This window comes from Pararhizobium sp. IMCC21322 (assembly GCF_030758295.1).
GTDB lineage: Bacteria > Pseudomonadota > Alphaproteobacteria > Rhizobiales.
The window spans coordinates 4,743,523-4,762,001 of record NZ_CP132335.1 but is presented as its reverse complement, the minus strand read 5'-3'; the positions used below and the strand labels follow the sequence as shown (position 1 = coordinate 4,762,001).

The following is an 18,479-nucleotide window of genomic DNA, read 5'->3' as shown; positions in this document are numbered from 1 at the left end:
TATTACTATGCTTAAACGTACATTTCTTGCTGTCGCATCTGCGGCGCTGCTTCTTGGAGCCACAGCGCTGCCGAGTGTCGCGCAGTCGGACGCGAAAGAGATTAAAATCTTTGTTTCGCCACTCAGTTTTGCGTTCCCACATTTCGTTTTCATGTACGAACAAATGGAAGATGAAGCCAAAAAATTGGGCGGCGTTACGCTTGTTGTTGCCGATGGCCAGCTTTCCGCGCCCAAGCAATTGGCAGATATTGAATCAGCCATCGTACAAGGTGTTGACGGGATCATCATTGCCCCTGCCGATGCGGATGCACTTGCAGCACCAGTAAAACAGGCTATCGACAATGGCATTCCTGTCGTAACAGTCGATCGCCCGGTAAATGGTGTGCCCACTGTTCTTGCTAACGTGGCAGCAGACAATTTTGCTGGTGCAGAAGCACAGGGCGCGGCCGTTGTTGCTGCGTTTCCGGATGGCGCAACCATCGTCAATCTTCAGGGTATTCCAGGCGACAAAACAGCAAATGACCGTAATGGTGGTGCTCATAAGGTCCTTGATGCCGCAGGTGATACATACGTGTTTGTTTCGGAACAAGCTGCTGATTTCTCACGTGATAAAGGCTTGTCCGTTACTGAAAATGTGCTGACTGGCCTAGTTGAAACGCCACAAGTTATCATCGCAGCCAATGATGATATGGCTCTGGGTGCTGCGCAGGCTGTTGAGGCTCGCGGCTTGGCTGGCAAGGTCGCCATCTATGGCTATGATGGTTCGAAAGATGCTCTGCGCGGCGTGCGCGATGGTATCCTGGCTGGAACGATTGATCAGTTCCCTGGTCTGCAGGGCCGCATTGCAGTGCGTACCTTGGTGGAAAATATCCGGACAGGCGCAAAGCCTGAAAGCGATAATATCCTGATCGCCCCGATTGCTATCACCAAAGAGAACCTTGATAGCGCTGAGCGTGTAGGGCTTATCGGCGAATGAATCAGTCGCTGGACATGGATCCGGTGAAAACTGAATTGCCAGGGCGCGCGCAGCGCCCTGGCAATATACTTTTGGAAGCACGCGGCCTTGTTAAGCGCTTCTTCGGCGTTACCGTTCTGGATGGTATTTCCATGTCCCTGGAGCCGGGGGAAGTGCGCGCGCTTTTGGGTGAGAATGGCGCCGGAAAATCAACCATGATCAATCTGCTGTCCGGCGTGTTTCAGCCTGATGGCGGCGAAATTTTTCTGGATGGTGAGCCCGTGAGGTTCATGCAGCCAATAGATGCTGATCACGCAGGTATCAGCGTAATTCGGCAAGAGCTATCCTTATTTCCTGACCTGTCGGTCGCTGAAGCCGTATTTGCAGGTCACCTGCCAACAACCAAATTCGGTCGGATAGACTGGAAATATGTGCGCGATGCGACCCAGAAAGCTCTGGGGCGTCTTGACCTTGATGTTGATGTCCGCGCCCCGGTCGACAGCCTCTCGGTCGCAGAGCAGCAAATGGTGGAAATTGCCCGTGCGCTGACCCGTGAATCACGAATCGTTATCATGGACGAACCGACAGCGTCACTATCTCCAAAAGAGGTTGCAAATCTGGGGGAGATTATCGCTCAGCTGTCGCGCGATGGGGTCGCTGTCCTTTATGTGAGTCACCGTCTTGATGAAGTGCGGGCGTTTTGTTCAACCTATACGGTTTTACGGGATGGCAAGGCCATTTCCGAGGGCAATGTCAAGGACACCACCATACCATTGCTTATTCGCGATATGGCTGGCCGCGATGTGGAAATTGGTCGCTCCGGCACGGCAAGAAGTGCTGGCAAAGCTGTTCTTGAGGTTCGCAATCTTGCATCGCGTTCCCATGGCCGGGTTGCGCAGCGTGTGCGCGATGTCTCTTTCACACTGCACGAAAACGAGATCCTTGGTCTGGCTGGCATCGTGGGAGCCGGGAGGACTGAAACAGCGCGGATGCTGTTTGGTCTGGACCCGATTGGAAGCGGTGAAGTCCTCTTGGAAGGAGAGCCATTTGCGCCATCTTCCCCTGCTGCCGCCATGAAAGCCGGCATCGGTTATGTTTCCGAAGACCGAAAAGCTTTGTCAATTTTACCGCAAAGATCGGTGGCGGAGAATTTCGCTCTCACAGGCGTTGTGCCACCCAAGCTCTTTGGACGGAATGACAAGGCGGGTGAAGCAAAACTGTTGGAACAGTTCATTGAAACACTCGACATCCGCGCGGCCAGTATAAAATCACCAATCGCGACATTGTCGGGGGGCAATCAACAAAAGGTCATTCTGGCACGGTGGATTGCGCGGCATCCGCGTGTCCTGATTGTGGATGAACCCACGCGAGGCGTTGATGTGGGTGCCAAAGAGGATGTCCACGAGCTCATTCGCAAAATTTCGGCGCAAGGTGTCGCGGTCTTGTTGATCTCATCGGATTTGCCTGAAATCCTTGCCCTGTCAGACCGCATAATCACCCTTTTGGAAGGCAATGTGACCAGCGAAGTCGAGGCCACTTCTGCCACCGCTGAAACCCTGATGATGAAGATGACAAAGCATGATTAAAATTCAAAAATTTCGTGACCCAGGTGAATGTTTATGACTGAAGATCCTAATGCAGCGATGGCCCGTGCTCGCCGATATGCTCTGCTGGGCAAACTGGCTCCGCTGATCTTCCTTCTTCTATTGGTGCTCATTTTTGCCATTCTGCAGCCGCGTTTTTTGATGTCGTTGAACATCTTTAACATCTTAAGACAGGTCTCAATTTTTGGTATCATCGCGGTCGGTATGACCTTTGTTATTCTCATCCGCGGCATTGATCTGTCTGTTGGTTCTTTGGTCGCGGTGACCGGACTATGCGCCGCTGTCGTTGCCAAAGGCGGTGTCGAAGGAAATTTCTCGTTGACCGCAGATGGCACTGGTTTTCACTGGGCTTTTGCGGCCGTGGCTGCGCTTGCAGCAGGAACGGTGGCTGGTGTCTTACAGGGAATGGCTATTGCCTGGCTGGGGGTGCCAGCGTTTGTCGTCACGCTTGGTGGTCTTACAATATTCAGGGGAATAGCGCTTGCCATAAGCAATGGTGGCCCGGTTTCGGGGTTTAGTGCGGAGTTCGGTTGGTGGGGCCGTGGCCTGGTGGGGCCTATTCCTGTCCCGGTTATCATATTCGCAGTCGTTGCTTTGGTCGCTTATCTTGTGCTCACGCAAACCCGGTTTGGTCGTGCCGTTTATGCCGTCGGGTCAAATCCTGATGCCGCAAGGCTTTCAGGTATCAATGTGAACCTTGTCACCATAGCCACATATGGTGTGATTGGTTTTTGTTCGGGCATGGCTGGATTCGTTCTGGCCGCACGTCTCAATTCCGCCGAAGCGGTCGCTGGCACGGGGTATGAGCTGACGGCGATTGCTGCGGTGGTCATCGGGGGGACGAGTTTGTATGGCGGAACAGGCGGCGTTGTGGGTACGGTCATCGGCGCGCTGCTGACAGGCGTTTTGATGAACGGCCTCGTCATCCTGAATGTGTCGCCCTACACACAACAAGTCATGATTGGACTTATCATTATTGCTGCTGTCGCCTTCGACGCATTTATTAAGAAGCAAAGCCGATGACACGAAATATCTTTTTAACAGGGACTGCAAATCAGGAACCCAAAACACAGGCCCTGAAGGCTGGAAAGCTGGAGGCTGTGTATGATGCGGGCGCGTTGCGCTGGATCAAATGGGACGGTTTGGAAGTATTGCGCGCGATCATGTTTCTCGTGCGTACGCCTGGATGGGGAACGCCACCGGCAGATATTTCCAAATTGGCCATTGAGCAGGACACGGATAGTTTTTCCGTCTCATATGATGCGCATTATGGCGAAAAGAATGGCGGCGTTGTTGTGCAGGTGCTCCTGGAAGGAAGCGCAGCTGGATCTTTGTCTGCAACATCAACCATACGCTCTGAAGTTCCCTTTGACACAAACAGAAGCGGCTTTGTGATACTGCACCAATTGGACGGGTTTGCTGGCACGCAGGTCAATGTGGATCATGCAAGCGATCCAGCGCGGACCCTTGAGATGCCTGCGCAAATCTCTCCCGGCCAACCGGTAATGGATATGAAAGCCATCACTCACAAGCCGGTTTCAGGGCTGACAGTTGAAACACGATTTGAGGGCGACATCTTTGAAATGGAGGACCACAGAAATTGGTCCGATGCATCTTTCAAAACCTATAGTCGTCCAATTGGCTTGCCCTATCCTTATAAACTTTTGCCTGATGAGCCGGTCGAGCAGGCTGTGCACATCAAGATTACCGATGATGGCGCGTCTTCACAGGCGAAATCTGCCGTGGCCACACCGGTAATTGCAGATCAGAAAATGCCGTCCTATGCCCTGCCTTTGGACACTGTTTCTCAGGCGGCAAAAGCGCTTGAACAGTCTGACGCGATGCGTGCGCTGGCACCAGACCGCATCATGCTGCGGTTCGATAGTACGGTGGAAAAAACAGATGTCGCGTTTTCAGACCTGACTAAATTATTGGAAATCACCGGCGCAGCGCTGGAGCTGCAGATTGTTCTTGAAGCGACCGATGATGAGGCCGCTGGCGTCGAGCTTTCATCGATAGGCAATCGCTTGAAAGCGGCTGGCGTAACCGTGTCACATGTCTCCGCATTTGCAAAAGTCGATGAGCAGAGCTTTCAGCCTGGTGAGGAGCGCCCTCCGCATCCATTGGAAAAAGCCATCGCGGCGCATCTCGCGGACCAATTTCCAGAAGCCAAGCGCATTGGCGGCACGCCAGCATTCTTCACTGAGTTTAATCGGAAGAGACCTGATCCATCATTTTGGCATGGTGTCACCTTTGCAACCACACCGGTGGTTCACGCCGCAGATGATGCGTCCGTCATGGAAACACTGCAATCGCTGCCGCACATATTGGGCTCGGCGGTTGCCCTTGCAGGCGGGTTGCCAATTTCAGTGGGGCCAACTGGCATCGGCGCCCGGTTGAACCCTTATGGCCCGGCGCCATCAGATAATGATCCGGATGACCGTGAAGGCATGGCCGCACAAGACCCAAGGCAACGTGGCCTTTTCGCTGCAGCCTGGATTGTTGGCTATCTGGCACGTAGTGCACCCTTTGGACTGGACCGATTTGCTTTCGGTGCGCCGGTTGGCCCCTTCGGGCTAATGTCCACCCCTCAGAAATTTGCACGCGCTTACTGGGATGACCAACCGGCTGGCGCGGCGTATCCGCTCTATCATGTGGCGCGTTGGATAAACGCTGCTGGCGGCGGTACTATATTGGGCGCGTCTACACAAAATAATGTGGCGCAGCTGTTGTGGGAGCGCGACGGGAGCCGGTTTGCGCTGATGGCAAATTTGGCTACGACGCCACGACCCATCCCAAAGATGGATATAGCTGATGCGAATGCCATTGTGCTTGATGCCTCAAGCCTTGCCACTTTATCAGGTGATCTAAAACCAGCACCGTCGACCTCAATTGCAGACTTCGACGAACTGGATGCTTATGCCGTGATGTTTGTGCGCGAAGGAGGGGGCCAGTGAACAAACCACTCAATGGACTTCTGATAGGATGCGGTTTCTTTTCACGCAATCATTTGCACGCCTGGGCGGATGTTGAAGGGGCACAGATCGGTGCTGTCTGTGATCTTGATCCAGCGCGCGCAGAGGCCTATGCGCAGGAATATTCAATTCCGGAATTCTATACGGACGCGTCGATTTTGAAATCAGGCGCGTTTGATTTCGTTGATATCTGTACAACAATGGATACGCATGAAGATCTGGTAGCGCTTGCTGTGGAGGCAGGCGTGCCGGTGATCGTTCAGAAGCCATTTGCACCTGATATTGAAACGTGTCGGCGCATTCAGGCCAATGCTGAATCTGCCAATGTGCGTGTCATGCTTCACGAGAATTTTCGTTTTCAGAATGTCTTCCGCCGCTTGCGTGAAATTCTGGATAGCGGAGAAATCGGTGAAACCACATTCGCTCGACTTTCCTGGCGAAATGATATCGATGTTTACACAAACCAGCCATATCTGACCAAAACGAAGCGCTTCATGATCATGGACGTTGGAATTCATATGATTGATCTGGCGCGGTTCCTGATGGGCAATGCGGATGCGATCACTTGCATCAACCAATCCGTCAAAGAAGGCATTGCAGGTGAAGACGCCGCAACAATGCTGTTGCGCCACCACAATGCTGCAACATCAATTATTGACGTAAGTTACGCCTCACATCGCACTCCGAGCCTGTTTCCACAAACGCTGGGCGAAATCGAAGGCCGACTTGGCACAGTGCAAATTCTTGAAGGAGAAGTGCTGCGTATTCATGCAAATGGAACAACGCGCGAAGAGAAGATTGAGGATGATGGCCGCAGATGGACATCAGAGCCCTGGATTCAAATTCAAGATTCAGTGCCCAAAACCCAGCAACATTTCATTGACGCGCTGCGCTCGGGTCAAGCATTTGAGACATCGTCCGAAGACAGCCTGCAGACATATAGTCTGGCAGAGGCAGCCTATCAGTCCGCAGATACCGGCAAACTGATCGAAATATCGTCCCTTGAGAAAGTGGATTGATATGCGGCCCGATGACCTTCGCACCGTCGGCAAAACAGATTTAAAGCTGCCCGTTCTGGGACTGGGAACATGCCCGCTTGGTGGCGTTTATGCGGCCATTGACGAAACGAGTGCGCGCGACACATTTGAGGCGTCCTGGAACGCTGGACTAAGGTTCTACGATACAGCGCCATGGTATGGCTTGGGTCAGGCCGAACACCGCACCGGTCGCAGTTTATATGACCGCCCAAGACAGGACTACATATTAACAACGAAGGTTGGCCGTGTCCTGCGCGCGCCCCAAGATCGGGCAAGCTACCAACCACCGGCCTGGGAAGCACCGTTGCAATTCGATGTGCAACACGAGTTTACATATGATGCGATCATGCGCTCTTATGAAGACAGTCTTCAACGGTTGGGCATCAATCAGGTCGATGCTCTGTTCATCCATGATCTGGACCATGGTTACTTTGCAGACGAAAGTGATCTGGATGCCAAATTCAATGAATTGGACAAGGGTGGCTATAAAGCCCTCGAAGAGCTGAAAAGATCCGGTGAGGTCAAGGCCATTGGCGCCGGGATTAATGAGCGCGGCATGATCAACAGGTTTCTGGATGGTGCCGACCTTGACGTTTTCCTGGTCGCGTCCCGATACACGCTTCTTGAACACGACATCTACCGCGACGAGATTGTGAGAGCCGGCGATCATGGGGCGTCTATGGTGATTGGCGGTGCATTCAATTCAGGTATTCTGGCCACAGGCGTGACCGATGACGCGAAATACGAGTATGGCAAAGCGCCCGAGAATGTCATTGAGCGGGTCAAACAACTTACGCGCGTCGCCAATGCTCATAATGTGCCACTGGCTGCGGCTGCGCTGCAATTTCCGCTGGCCGCCCCGGAAGTTGCCTCGGTGGTTTTTGGCGCAGTCAGTTCAAAAGAAGTCGAACAAAACGTCAATTATCTGGATATCAAGATCCCAGACGCTTTTTGGTCTGATTTACGCAATGAGAACCTTCTTCCAGATGATATTCCCTCGCCACCTGGGTGATTTTGCGGCTACAGGCTGGGCTGCTGTTTTGATTTTGAAAACGATTAAAGTCTGAGGTGCGAGCCACCAGCTACGTGAGCCGCTGACATTTTGCACACGAAATGACCTTTGCTTCTCTGCCTTCCACGAAACTGGCAGCAGCTCGGTTCTTTTGGTTCAAAGTGTGTGGCATTATCCATTTGAAACGCAACCGCGGATGGCTATCGGCTGATAGACCAGCTTGGTGACCACTCTGCGGACAGCTCTTTTCGGCAAGCATGAGCAAGTGCCAATGATTTGCCCCGCGTGCCAGCGAGATGTTCTGTCAGGTCTTTTGAGCCTTCTGCAGGTGAGGGTAGGGAATCAAGAGATTTCCCGAATTCCACCATGGCAGTCGTTATTGAGGCCTTCTCAATAAGGCCCATTACACCCCAATACATCTGCCGAAATCGTTCTATGTCTTTCTGAGAAGGCTGCGCCGACGTGGCAATTCGCGACGTTGTTTCAACAGCTTCTTCACACCATGCCAACTTTTTCTCAAGGTACGGCCTCTCGGCTTCAACAGCCTGAACCTCCAAAAATTTGACCACACCGAACACGAACCCGGCCAGGCCGATAAGTGCGACAAATCCTTTGATCGTATCTGCAATGGTCATCAGCTGTGCTCCAAAGTATAACATTCTATCCAAATGTAAGAGCGCCAGTCCAGCCCCCCAATTGGAACTGAAACCTCAAGCCACAAAATATTGGACAAAATAATATGAGTTTTTTCAATGGTTGGTCAGTTCTCCACAACTCCTGGAGAGCGTACTGGCATGCCGGATCCGGTCTAATTCTTACGATTTAAAGTCCCTAAGGCGGCCCTGTTGTTTGGCCGCAGCCCGCCACAATTTTTTTCTTGCGTCCGTTGGTTCAAGATGTCGGTACTCGCCCCCAGAGAACTTACGCCAATCAAGCGCCAGACCCTGTTTTACCAGCTCACCGGCAATATCAGTTCCGTCAGGCAGGTAGCATTTTGCTACAATACGATCATAAGAAATTTCGTCCTTGATAATGGCGGTAACGACCCTGCCTTTACATAAACCTATCAGGGTAAATTTGGCTTTCTTGCCCCATGGGTGTTCAAGTTCAGGAGCATCAATTCCTGCCAATCTGATCTTGGTGCCGCGGACAATGATCGTATCGCCATCTATTACATGGCATTTACCCCCCAGAATATTTGTTGAGGCGACACTCTTCGGCTTCTGCTGTCTCCTCCCACGCTTACGATGAATTTTTGTTCGGGTAGATCTAAAAAATATGCGAAACAGTGCTCTAAACATTTTTCCCACATCAATTGTCAAAGTATCAGGGATTATATCAATAATATTGGACATCGACCGGAAGTCGAGTTGCTTTTTTGAAGGCTGCAAACCTCGGTGATAAGGGAAACCTTCATTGCCTTTGATGGGGCATCGACAAGAGTTCTATCTTTTGCCTTTGATATCAAAACCTGCATTGAGCATGAGTTGAGGAATTTGTTTCTTGAATGGGAAAAAGCCTTTAGTGGCATGGGACCAAGCCTGTGTGTCCCAATCGCGCGGAATTTCACAAAAGACGATACCTCGCTCCGTGCATTTGGCGGCCAGTTGGCTCATCGGGGCTCGTGCCCAACCTTGTGCAGTAAAGGGTGCCATGACGCATTCCGCGCCTGCATCATATGCTTCCGTTGCCATGTTTTCGATTGCATTATTGCCTGTAAAAGATGTCGTGTTTCCACCGAATTTTTCGCAGGCACGGTTGGCGGCGTTGGTAAGAGCACCTCTGGTGAAGTCTGATGCTGCATTGCCAATTTTGAGCGGAGACCGCCCATCACTCAGATTCCAGGTGGCGATGGAACAGATTTCATTGGTTCCAAAGCTCAACTGCTCAAATGTACAATCATCTTCGGTGATCAGCAGCATCGCTTTTTTGCCCAAGGGCAGAGGCGTGTGTGGTTTGGGCGGCACTGGTTGGTCAAAAGCAAAGTCATCTTCCAACGGGCCGGCCTTTTCGTTCAGGCCCTGCGGATTGAACCTTCCGTCCGTGAATTTGTGTATGTTGGATGCACGCGCCAGATAATGCTTTCCCTTGGTTTGCAAGCCGCCAACCCAGCGCCATGACAATGTGTTGGATGCCGCGTCAGCATCCATTAAATGACGTAAAAAGAAATCAGCGCCGAGTGTCCAATCGAGGCGCAGGGTGAATATCCAGATTGATGCAAACCACATGCGTGCGTGATTATGCAAATAGCCTGTTTCTACCAATTCTTTTGCCCAGGCATCAAAGCAATCAATGCCGGTGTTGCCCTCAATGGCAGCGTTGTAACCGCTGCGCATATTGCCATTTGTTTGGGTACGCTTCAGCGCCTTCATCCTGACTGTCTCATAAACAGACCAAACCGATGGACGCATCTCCAACCAGCCTTTCCAATAGGTCCGCCAGAAAACCTCCTGAATGAATTTCTCAGTCGATGACAATGCGAAATCCTGCATCACTCGGGCGCAAATTTCCTGCTCTGTAAGGAGACGATGACGAACCCAGGGAGACAGCGCTGAAACGTTCGACCGATTGGCCGGCCCATAATCAAAATTACGCTCTGTGCGATATGTTGTAGCCGCAAAAGGCACAAACGAGTCCAACCGGTCCAGACCTGCTTTGCGGGTCGCGTCGAACTTGATTGTGCGGGTTAATAGGTCGGTCATGGGAAAGAAATGCGCCGCTGCTCTTTATGTTTGGCTTCAGCAAGCTAATTAGAGCAGTAGGACAAAAAGGCGAAAACTATGGCTGAGAAAATTGGGATTATTGGTGCGGGCATGGCTGGCATCACCGCAGCGCGTAAGCTGACCGATGCCGGGCACAAAATTACAGTTTTTGAAAAGTCAGGAGGCACCGGTGGGCGGCTCTCCACGCGGCGCACAGATTATGGAAATTTCGACCATGGCGCGCAATACATCACAGCCAGGAGTGCACCTTTCCGAGCCATGATGACGGGATTGTCAAATGCCGGTGCTGTTGCCTTGTGGGAACCAGTTGGCAAAACCAGCGATAATGAATGGCATGTTGGCACACCCGGTATGAGTGGCCTGGTCAAACCACTTCTTATCGGATTTGAAGTCAAAAAGCGGACGCGCATCGTCGATATCACTCGTAAAGATGATGAGATTGTATGCACCGATGAAGACGGCAATGCTGATCGCTTCGACAGAGTGATTGTGGCCACACCTTCACCGCAAGCCTACACGCTTTTGTCACCGGTCGATCCGGTATTCGGCGTGTTGAACACCATTGTTTACATGCCATGCTGGACCAGCATGTTTGCGTTCAGTGAGCCAATTGAGACATTGCCCGATCACTATCGAGGCGCGCACACAGAGAGCCTATCGTGGCTGGCACGAAACAGTTCCAAACCGCAGTCCATTGGCATTGAAACACTATGCGCGCAAGCAGGTGCGCAATGGAGCAAAGACAATCTTGAGATGGACAAGGCTCAGGCGCTTGCGGCTATGAAAGACGCGCTTGAGACAATGGCAGACCAGACTCTCAAGCCGATTTATGCCGAAGCGCACCGGTGGCGTTATGCGTTGGTGGACAAGCCCTTTGGAACCGCCTATCTCGCCAGTCACGATCAGCGCCTGTTTGCTATTGGTGATGGTATGCTTGGTGGGCGTGTCGAGGCCGCATTCGAAAGCGCAAGACAATTATGCGATCATTTGAGACGTGAAATCTCATAAAATATAATCTGCTTTGATTGTTGTTGAGACATTTATTTTACGCACCATTCCCGAATTGCTGGTTTCCTTTCCGGGACGGAGAACACTGATTGTTTGCCATTAGCACCTTCATTTCGTGGAGAGGGAGCAACCTGATATCGCCGCAGCGATTTGGACGGGCAGATCACAAGGCCAGAAGAGCAAATTCGTCCCAGCAGTTCTGAACTTCAGAACATGTCTGGCCGTGCGTAAGGCCCATCAAAAGCGGTCGCTTTACCTCCTCCAGAATATCACCTGAACCAGTGGTCGTCGGCCAATTTTTTGTCGGGTGGGATTTTCAATTCAAATAAGATTTAGCGTAACATGCTTACTTAATTCAATAAAATTTCGTTGACATGATAAAATAGCATCAATAGTCTGCTTAATGACAGCCATTTACACAAATGCAATTTGAGCCAGATGAAAATAACATCCATCGATACCAGGGTCGTCAATGCTCAGATGCGCAACTGGGTTTTCGTCCGCGTAGAAACCGATCAGCCCGGACTTTACGGTTGGGGTGAGGGCACGCTTGAATGGAAAACGCGCGCCGTAACCGGGGCAGTTGAGGACATTGCTCCGTTGCTGATCGGCCGCGATCCCCGCGACATCGAACAATCGGTTCGGGTCATGAACAAGCATGGCTTCTGGCGCATGGGCGTGGTCGGGGCAAGCGCCATCTCGGCTATCGAAATTGCCCTGTGGGACATCCTTGGAAAGGAACTCGGCCAGCCGGTCTGGCGTTTGCTGGGCGGCAAGGTGCGCGACCATGTCAAGGTGTACACCCACCTTGGTCTGGGTGACATGCGCTCGGTTTATGAGACCATGCATCCGGACGAGCTTGCAGCCCGCGGCGCAGAAGTGGTGGCATTGGGCTATAACGCGCTCAAGGTCGTTTTCATTCCGTACACGCATATCCTCGCGCCCAGCAAGGCTGTGGATCATGTCGGAACGCTGATGTCGGCTCTTCGGAAAGCGGTCGGTCCAGACGTGGAGATCATGATTGATTTTCACGGGCGTCCGGGGTCCACCGCTGCTGCATTGGATTATATTCAGGCCATCGCCGATGGGCGACCGATGTTTGTCGAAGAACCGGTCCAGCCAGGCGATGCCGGCTTCCTGCGCGAAGTCACGGCACGCTCACCGGTTCCGATTGCTGCAGGCGAACGGTTGATCGGGCGCGGCGAATTCATGCCTCATATCGTGCAACGGGCTTTTCACATCGCCCAACCGGACATATGTCACACGGGCGGTCTTGCTGAGGCGCGCAAGATCGCGGCCATCTGCGAAACTGCCGGAATTGGCATTGCCCCGCACAACCCATTGGGGCCTATCGCATCGGCGGCGGCTCTTCATTTTGACGTGGCGACCCCGAACTTCGTCATTCAGGAAGAGATGAGCGGTGCTGTGCCCTGGTATGACGACGTTGTCGATGGTCCGGTGCAGCGCGTTGGCAGCCATTGGCTTATTCCAGAAAAACCGGGGCTTGGTGTCGAAGTGAACGAAAACATCTGCGCCGCGCACCCGTTTGAACCGGAAGTGCAACATGCGACGAACGCCGTCTTGGATGACGGCACAATAGTGGACTGGTAGCTGCGATGAAGCGGATTGACACGTTCAACAGGTTCTTGAGGTCAGCGGGTGCCGTATGGATCGCAGTGATCCTGCTTTACATCGTCTCCGGTCTTGTGTCCCCGGCCATGTATCAAACCAGCCAAGTCATGAACATTTTACAAGTTGCAGCCTTTCTGGGGGTGATTGCACTTGGCCAGACGATGGTCATTCTGGTTGGCGGCATTGATCTGAGCCAGGCCGGAACGATTACACTAATCAATATTGTGGCAACCAGTCTGATGTTGGGTCAGTCCGAGAATATCGCCATTGCTCTTATTGCCTGCCTGGCGCTGGCGCTGGTGATTGGCCTGCTGAACGGTCTTTTGGTGATCATCGTCGGTATTACGCCACTGGTCGCAACATTGGGGATGAATTCAATCCTGTTTGGTGCCGCGCTTGTCTACACCGGGGGGGCTCCGCGCGGCGATGTGGCTCCGGCCTTTGAAGTTCTTGGCACAGGAGATGTACTTGGCTTGCCGGCACCCGCCCTGATCTGGCTGGTGGTGGCTGTGGCGCTCTTCGCCCTGACGCGCATGTCGGTTTTCGGGCGCTGGCTTTATGCGACAGGGGCCAATCCCGATGCCGCAGCGCTGATGGGCGTTCCGGTGGAGCGTGTCACTGTTGGAGCCTATGTGTTTTCCTCAATTCTCGCGGCCTTTGGCGGGCTGCTATTGACCGCCTATGTCGGGTCACCGTCGCTGGGGATCGGTAATCAGTTTTTATTGACGTCTGTGGCCGCCGTGGTGGTTGGCGGCACCGCATTGACGGGCGGCGTCGGTGGCATTCTGGCCACGGTTGGCGGCGCTATCTTCATCACCGAGTTAACCAGTTTTACCAACATCGTAAGGGTCACTTCGGGGACCCAATTCGTAATCCAGGGCGGCATCATCATCTTGTCCGTTCTGGTCTACCGCCGGCTGTCCGGCGCGCCACGATAGAGCCCGGCAAAGACCGGACAAAGCGCAGTTATCTACCATCAAGGAGAGGAGAAAAATATGAAACACTCAAACAGGACAACCAGACGCAAGTTCCTGCAAACCAGTGCGGGGTTCGCAACGTTGGCGGCTATAGCCCCCGCCTTTATTGGCCAGGCAAATGCGCAGGCAGGTGCCATGCTGTCGCCCGTTGGTGAGATGGTGAAGGGCACTGCCAAGAAAGGCCCTTACCGAATTGCCTTCTCAAACGGTTTTTCAGGAAACTCATGGCGTGCCATGGCCATAGCAGCCCTCGAAGCTGAAGCTGCGGCGACACCAGACATTGCTGAATTCGTCGTCGTCGACGGACAGGGCGACATCAACAAGCAGGTCAACGACATTGAGGGCCTGATAAATCAGCAGTTTGACGCAATCCTGACCATTCCAAATTCCGGCTCGGCAGTGGCGCCGATCCTGAAGGAAGCAACAGACGAGGGCATTGTTACAGCACCGTTCAATCTGCCGGTTGAGGGAGAAAACTGGTCTACCTATGTCGGAACAGATCCGCAGAAGAAGGGCGCGGCCTTGGGCAAGTGGCTTTCGGATGCTCTGGGTGGCTCTGGCAAGATTGTGGCGCTGGGTGGACTTCCAGGAAACTCCTACACCGCTGCTGGATGGGCTGGTGCTCAGGACGCAATGGCAGACGGCATCGAAGTCCTTACATTTCGAGATGCTTACTGGGAGGAAGATCGCGCCAAGGTTATCATGGCCGATCTCATTGCCGCATATCCGGAAATCGACGGCATTTGGTGTGATGGTGCGCAAGTTGGTGCCGGAGCAACAAAAGCGCTGCTGGATGCTGGCCGGCCCCTCGTGCCGGTCACTGGCGATGATTATAATGGCATGCTCAAGCTCTATGATGCACAGAAGGATGCGCATGCCGGTTTCGACATTGGCCTGATGAGCGAGCCGACTTGGCAGGGTATCTTCGCGATGCGTGCCGCAGTCAGTCTGCTGAAAGGTGAGGAAGTTCCCAAGCAGCAAATCCTGGTGCCCCAGATCATCACCAAGGACAATTACAAGGACTACATCCGCCCCGATCTTCCGGACGGCGTCTTTACCGATACGTCGCTGACCAACGAGGAATTGCGTGAGATCTTTAATGCCTGACACCCAAAAGGGTGACCTGGCAATGGTGCCCCCGGAAATCCCGGTTCTGGCTGTTCGCAGTGTGGACAAGCGGTTTCCGGGGGTGCACGCTTTGCGTGCCGTCTCGTTTGATATCCGGCCCGGCGAAGTGCATGCCGTTGTCGGCGAGAATGGCGCTGGAAAGTCGACATTGATGCGGGTTCTGTCGGGCGTTTATGCGCCCGAAGGAGGCGCTGTCATGATCGGTGGGGACGAAGTTACACTAACGTCGCCTCAAAACGCCTTTCAACGCGGAATCGCAATGGTCTGGCAGGATACCCGCCTGGCACCGACGCTCGACGTCGCCTGGAACATTTCATTGGGCCACGAGACCGGAGGGCGCGTTCTGGTTGACCGTGCCAGCATGATCGCCACAGCAAGGCGCGCTCTGGCGCGCATTGGTTCCACGGTCGATCCACTGGCGCAGGCCAGCACACTGTCCAGAGCGCAGATGCAGCAAGTCGAGATTGCGCGCGCCCTGTCCCGGGATGCGCGGGTTCTGATACTGGATGAACCAACGTCCGCGCTGACGCCTGCTGAGACATCCGGGATGTTCAAGGTGCTTTCAGAGTTGAAGGCAGGCGGAACGGCCATTATTTTCATTTCCCATCGTTTGCCCGAGGTGCTGGACATTGCCGACCGGATTACGGTGATGCGCGATGGCGAAGTAACCGGAACAGTCGATGCGAAAGAAACATCTGAAGCACAGCTTGTTTCGTTGATGGTCGGGCGATCTATGGGCCTTGAATACCCGCAGTCAAAATCACCACCGGGTGCTGTGGCCCTGGATGTCGAGAACCTGTCCGGCGGCATTGTCAATGGTGCAAGCTTTTCGGTGAAATCCGGCGAAATCCTGGGGCTTGGTGGCATACAGGGATCGGGTCAGCAGGACTGCGCCCGCGCTTTGTTCGGCCTTGGAAAGTCCGGTGGCACATTGCGCCTGAATGGCCAGGAAATTCAACTGAATTCCCCTTCGGAAGCGATCGCGCATTCAATCGTCTATGTGCCGGCAGATAGGCGCAAGGAAGGTCTGTTTGAGGTTCATTCGATCCGTGAAAACATAGCCCTTCCGCAACTTGCACGCTGGGTGCAAGGGGGCCTTTTAAGCCAAAAGGCTGAAAAATCTGATGTTCAGGCCGAATTCGACCGCCTCAGCATCAAAGCTCCGGGTCTTGAAACTCCGGTCTCCTCCCTCTCGGGCGGCAATCAGCAAAAAGTGGTGTTCGCGCGCTGGTTCATCGGAGATGCTGAAGTCTATATTTTTGACGAACCCACCCAAGGTGTCGATGTTGCGACCAAACTCGAGATCTACGGCGTTATCCGTGAATTGGCCGATGCCGGGGCTGCGATCCTGGTGGTGTCATCTGACCTGCCTGAACTGATCGGCCTGACTGACCGAATTCTGGTTTTTTCCGACGGTCGCATTGCAGCTGACATTGCATCTGCCGAGGCGACGGAGGAAAGCGTGATCAGCCATGCCTTCAGTGGAATGCAGGATGCTACGCAATCGGATTCATCCGGGTCCAGGACCCGTGCGCGAGCTGGCAATCCTGTTATGGCTCGCTATCTTCCAGCGCTCATGTTGCTGGCGTTGCTTATCGGCATAACGGTGATTGCAAGTGTGCTTGCTCCCTATTTCCTGACGGCTCGGAACTTCTCGTCCATGGCGGGCCAGATCGCACCGCTTGCCTTTGCTGCGTTGGGACAGATGGCCACCATCCTTCTGGGCGGCATTGATCTTTCGATTGGCCCTACGATCAGTCTGGTAACAACGATTGCCTCTTATGTGCTTGCGCCTGAAAACACACTGCCGGCCATCGTCGGCATTGCGATTTGCCTGCTTGCCGGGCTCGCTGTCGGTATAATGAATGCTGTGCTTGTGGCGGTGTTGCGGATACCTGATCTGGTGGCAACGCTGGCGACATTTTCAATCGTTCAGGGCGCGGCACTGATTGTCCGACCCTCTCCCGGAGGGCGTGTTGACCCGGAAATTGCCCAGGCGATTACCGAACGCTTCATGTTGGTTCCTGTCGTCTTTGCCCTGGTTATCGCCACATATATTGCGGTTGAACTGCTGCTGTTGCGTGGCCGCATTGGCGCCCGGTTTTATGCTGCAGGTTCAAGCGCCGACGCTGCAGAGGCTGCCGGAATTCGAACACGCCGACTGCGCGCCGGTGCCTATATGTTCTCTGGCGTGATGGCTGCGATTGCCGGGTTGATCATCGCCGCGCGGATTGGCTCGGGCGACCCACAGGCCGGCACCACGTTTACGCTGGCAACAGTCACAGCCGTCGTTGTGGGTGGCACATCTGTGTTCGGCGGGGTTGGAACAGCTGTTGGCACGCTGTTCGGTGCGATCCTGATTATCCTGATGCAGAATGTGCTGAATCAGCTGCAAGTATCCGCCTATTGGCAATATATCTGGACCGGCATACTGACCCTCATGGCGGTCGGGTTCCATGGATTGCGAACGCAGGAACGACGCGCTGTCATGCGCCGAGCAGGTGCCCGATTGCTTCATTTCAGCAAGGGAACGTCAAAACGGAGTCGATGAAGATGTCTCAGATACGGCTTGCCGCGAAAGCGGCCAACATACTCGGCGAGGTTCCGGTCTGGGATGTCGAGAGCCAATCGCTTTGGTGGATCGACATTGAAGGCAAACTTCTGCAGCAACTGCATCATCCTTCAGGTGTGGTGACGCAATGGACGATGCCTGAACGTGTTGGAAGCTTCGCCTTGTGCCGCACTGGCGGGATCATCTGTGCGTTTGCCAGCGGGTTTGCCTTCTACGATCTGGAAACAGGTGAGACAGATTGGATCGCCCGACCCGAAGCCGACACGCCACGGAACCGTTTCAATGATGGCAAGGTGGACCGGAACGGTCGGTTTTGGGCGGGAACAATGGACGACAAATTATCGGAGCGCACCGGCGCGCTTTATCGGCTTGATCCTGACCTGTCAGTGCATTGCATGGAAACCGGAATTGGAATTTCCAATGCGCTTTGCTGGAGTCCTGACAATAGCAAATTCTATTTCGCAGACACGATGCAACAGGAAATCTGGCAGTATGACTATGCCGCAGAAACGGGCATGATTTCCCAGCGGCGCCTGTTTGTCCATACGCGGGACCAGCCCGGCAACCCAGACGGTGCCACCATTGACAGTGAGGGCTTCCTGTGGAATGCGCAATGGGATGGCTGGCGCTTGGTCAGATATGCGCCAGATGGATCTGTGGACCGGATTGTCGAGTTGCCGGTACAAAAACCCACAAGCGTGATTTTCGGAGGCAAAAACCTGGAAACCCTATATATAACAACGGCCATTTGGGACCTTTCCGACGCGGCGCTTGCGGAGCAACCCTGGGCGGGGTCGCTCCTGGCAGTCGACGTTGGTGTTTGCGGTCTACCCGAGACACGGTTTGACCGCTAACT

Annotated in this window: 15 protein-coding genes; 12 read left to right on the top strand and 3 right to left on the bottom strand. The window is 53.6% G+C overall.

The genetic code is table 11. The features are described from left to right. The first annotated feature begins 7 nt into the window (after positions 1–7). Genes RAL91_RS22630 through RAL91_RS22605 form a run of 6 tightly spaced genes read left to right on the top strand, consistent with a single transcriptional unit; the run spans position 8 to position 7,583 of the window. Positions 8–976, top strand: coding sequence for a substrate-binding domain-containing protein (locus RAL91_RS22630; protein WP_306258494.1), 969 nt, complete (start codon positions 8–10; stop codon positions 974–976). Further along, positions 973–2,541: a sugar ABC transporter ATP-binding protein gene (locus tag RAL91_RS22625; RefSeq protein WP_306258493.1), complete on the top strand. Its 1,569-nt coding sequence runs from the start codon at positions 973–975 to the stop codon at positions 2,539–2,541. The genes RAL91_RS22630 and RAL91_RS22625 overlap by 4 nt, the downstream gene beginning before the upstream one ends. A 33-nt stretch (positions 2,542–2,574) precedes the next feature. After that, on the top strand, positions 2,575–3,582 hold the full coding sequence (locus RAL91_RS22620) for an ABC transporter permease (protein WP_306258492.1): 1,008 nt from the start codon (positions 2,575–2,577) through the stop codon (positions 3,580–3,582). Continuing rightward, positions 3,579–5,516 (top strand): hypothetical protein, encoded by a 1,938-nt coding sequence (locus tag RAL91_RS22615; RefSeq protein ID WP_306258491.1) that lies wholly within the window; start codon positions 3,579–3,581, stop codon positions 5,514–5,516. The genes RAL91_RS22620 and RAL91_RS22615 overlap by 4 nt, the downstream gene beginning before the upstream one ends. Beyond that, positions 5,513–6,553 carry a Gfo/Idh/MocA family protein gene (locus RAL91_RS22610; protein ID WP_306258490.1) on the top strand — a complete coding sequence of 347 codons (1,041 nt, stop codon included), beginning with the start codon at positions 5,513–5,515 and terminating at the stop codon, positions 6,551–6,553. Before RAL91_RS22615 ends, RAL91_RS22610 begins: the two co-directional genes overlap by 4 nt. A 1-nt stretch (position 6,554) precedes the next feature. Continuing rightward, positions 6,555–7,583 (top strand): aldo/keto reductase, encoded by a 1,029-nt coding sequence (locus RAL91_RS22605; RefSeq protein ID WP_306258489.1) that lies wholly within the window; start codon positions 6,555–6,557, stop codon positions 7,581–7,583. Positions 7,584–7,783: 200 nt separating this feature from the next. Here the strand turns inward: RAL91_RS22605 and RAL91_RS22600 are convergent, their stop codons facing one another. The 3 genes from RAL91_RS22600 to RAL91_RS22590 all read right to left on the bottom strand — a co-directional run bounded on the left by RAL91_RS22600 (position 7,784) and on the right by RAL91_RS22590 (position 10,285). Next, complete coding sequence (locus RAL91_RS22600) at positions 7,784–8,218, bottom strand: hypothetical protein (protein ID WP_306258488.1); 435 nt, start codon at positions 8,216–8,218, stop codon at positions 7,784–7,786. A 180-nt stretch (positions 8,219–8,398) separates the two neighbouring features. Next, positions 8,399–8,938: a thermonuclease family protein gene (locus RAL91_RS22595; RefSeq protein ID WP_306258487.1), complete on the bottom strand. Its 540-nt coding sequence runs from the start codon at positions 8,936–8,938 to the stop codon at positions 8,399–8,401. 90 nt (positions 8,939–9,028) lie between these two features. Then, positions 9,029–10,285, bottom strand: a complete 1,257-nt coding sequence (locus RAL91_RS22590) for an FAD-binding domain-containing protein (protein ID WP_306258486.1) — start codon at positions 10,283–10,285, stop codon at positions 9,029–9,031. 78 nt (positions 10,286–10,363) lie between these two features. On the opposite strand from RAL91_RS22590, the gene RAL91_RS22585 reads away from it, so the two are divergent. The 6 genes from RAL91_RS22585 to RAL91_RS22560 all read left to right on the top strand — a co-directional run bounded on the left by RAL91_RS22585 (position 10,364) and on the right by RAL91_RS22560 (position 18,477). After that, positions 10,364–11,314 carry an NAD(P)/FAD-dependent oxidoreductase gene (locus RAL91_RS22585; RefSeq protein WP_306258485.1) on the top strand — a complete coding sequence of 317 codons (951 nt, stop codon included), beginning with the start codon at positions 10,364–10,366 and terminating at the stop codon, positions 11,312–11,314. Between the two features lie 438 nt (positions 11,315–11,752). Further along, entirely contained in the window at positions 11,753–12,925 is a 1,173-nt protein-coding gene (dgoD, locus tag RAL91_RS22580; RefSeq protein WP_306258484.1) for a galactonate dehydratase, read from the top strand. A gap of 5 nt (positions 12,926–12,930) precedes the next feature. Further along, positions 12,931–13,884: an ABC transporter permease gene (locus RAL91_RS22575; protein WP_306258483.1), complete on the top strand. Its 954-nt coding sequence runs from the start codon at positions 12,931–12,933 to the stop codon at positions 13,882–13,884. A gap of 57 nt (positions 13,885–13,941) precedes the next feature. Next, on the top strand, positions 13,942–15,030 hold the full coding sequence (locus RAL91_RS22570; RefSeq protein ID WP_306258482.1) for a substrate-binding domain-containing protein: 1,089 nt from the start codon (positions 13,942–13,944) through the stop codon (positions 15,028–15,030). Continuing rightward, a complete protein-coding gene (locus RAL91_RS22565) occupies positions 15,023–17,602 on the top strand; it encodes an ATP-binding cassette domain-containing protein (RefSeq protein ID WP_306258481.1) in 2,580 nt (859 codons plus the stop codon). The genes RAL91_RS22570 and RAL91_RS22565 overlap by 8 nt, the downstream gene beginning before the upstream one ends. A gap of 2 nt (positions 17,603–17,604) precedes the next feature. After that, complete coding sequence (locus RAL91_RS22560) at positions 17,605–18,477, top strand: SMP-30/gluconolactonase/LRE family protein (protein ID WP_306258480.1); 873 nt, start codon at positions 17,605–17,607, stop codon at positions 18,475–18,477. The last annotated feature ends 2 nt before the right edge of the window (positions 18,478–18,479 follow it).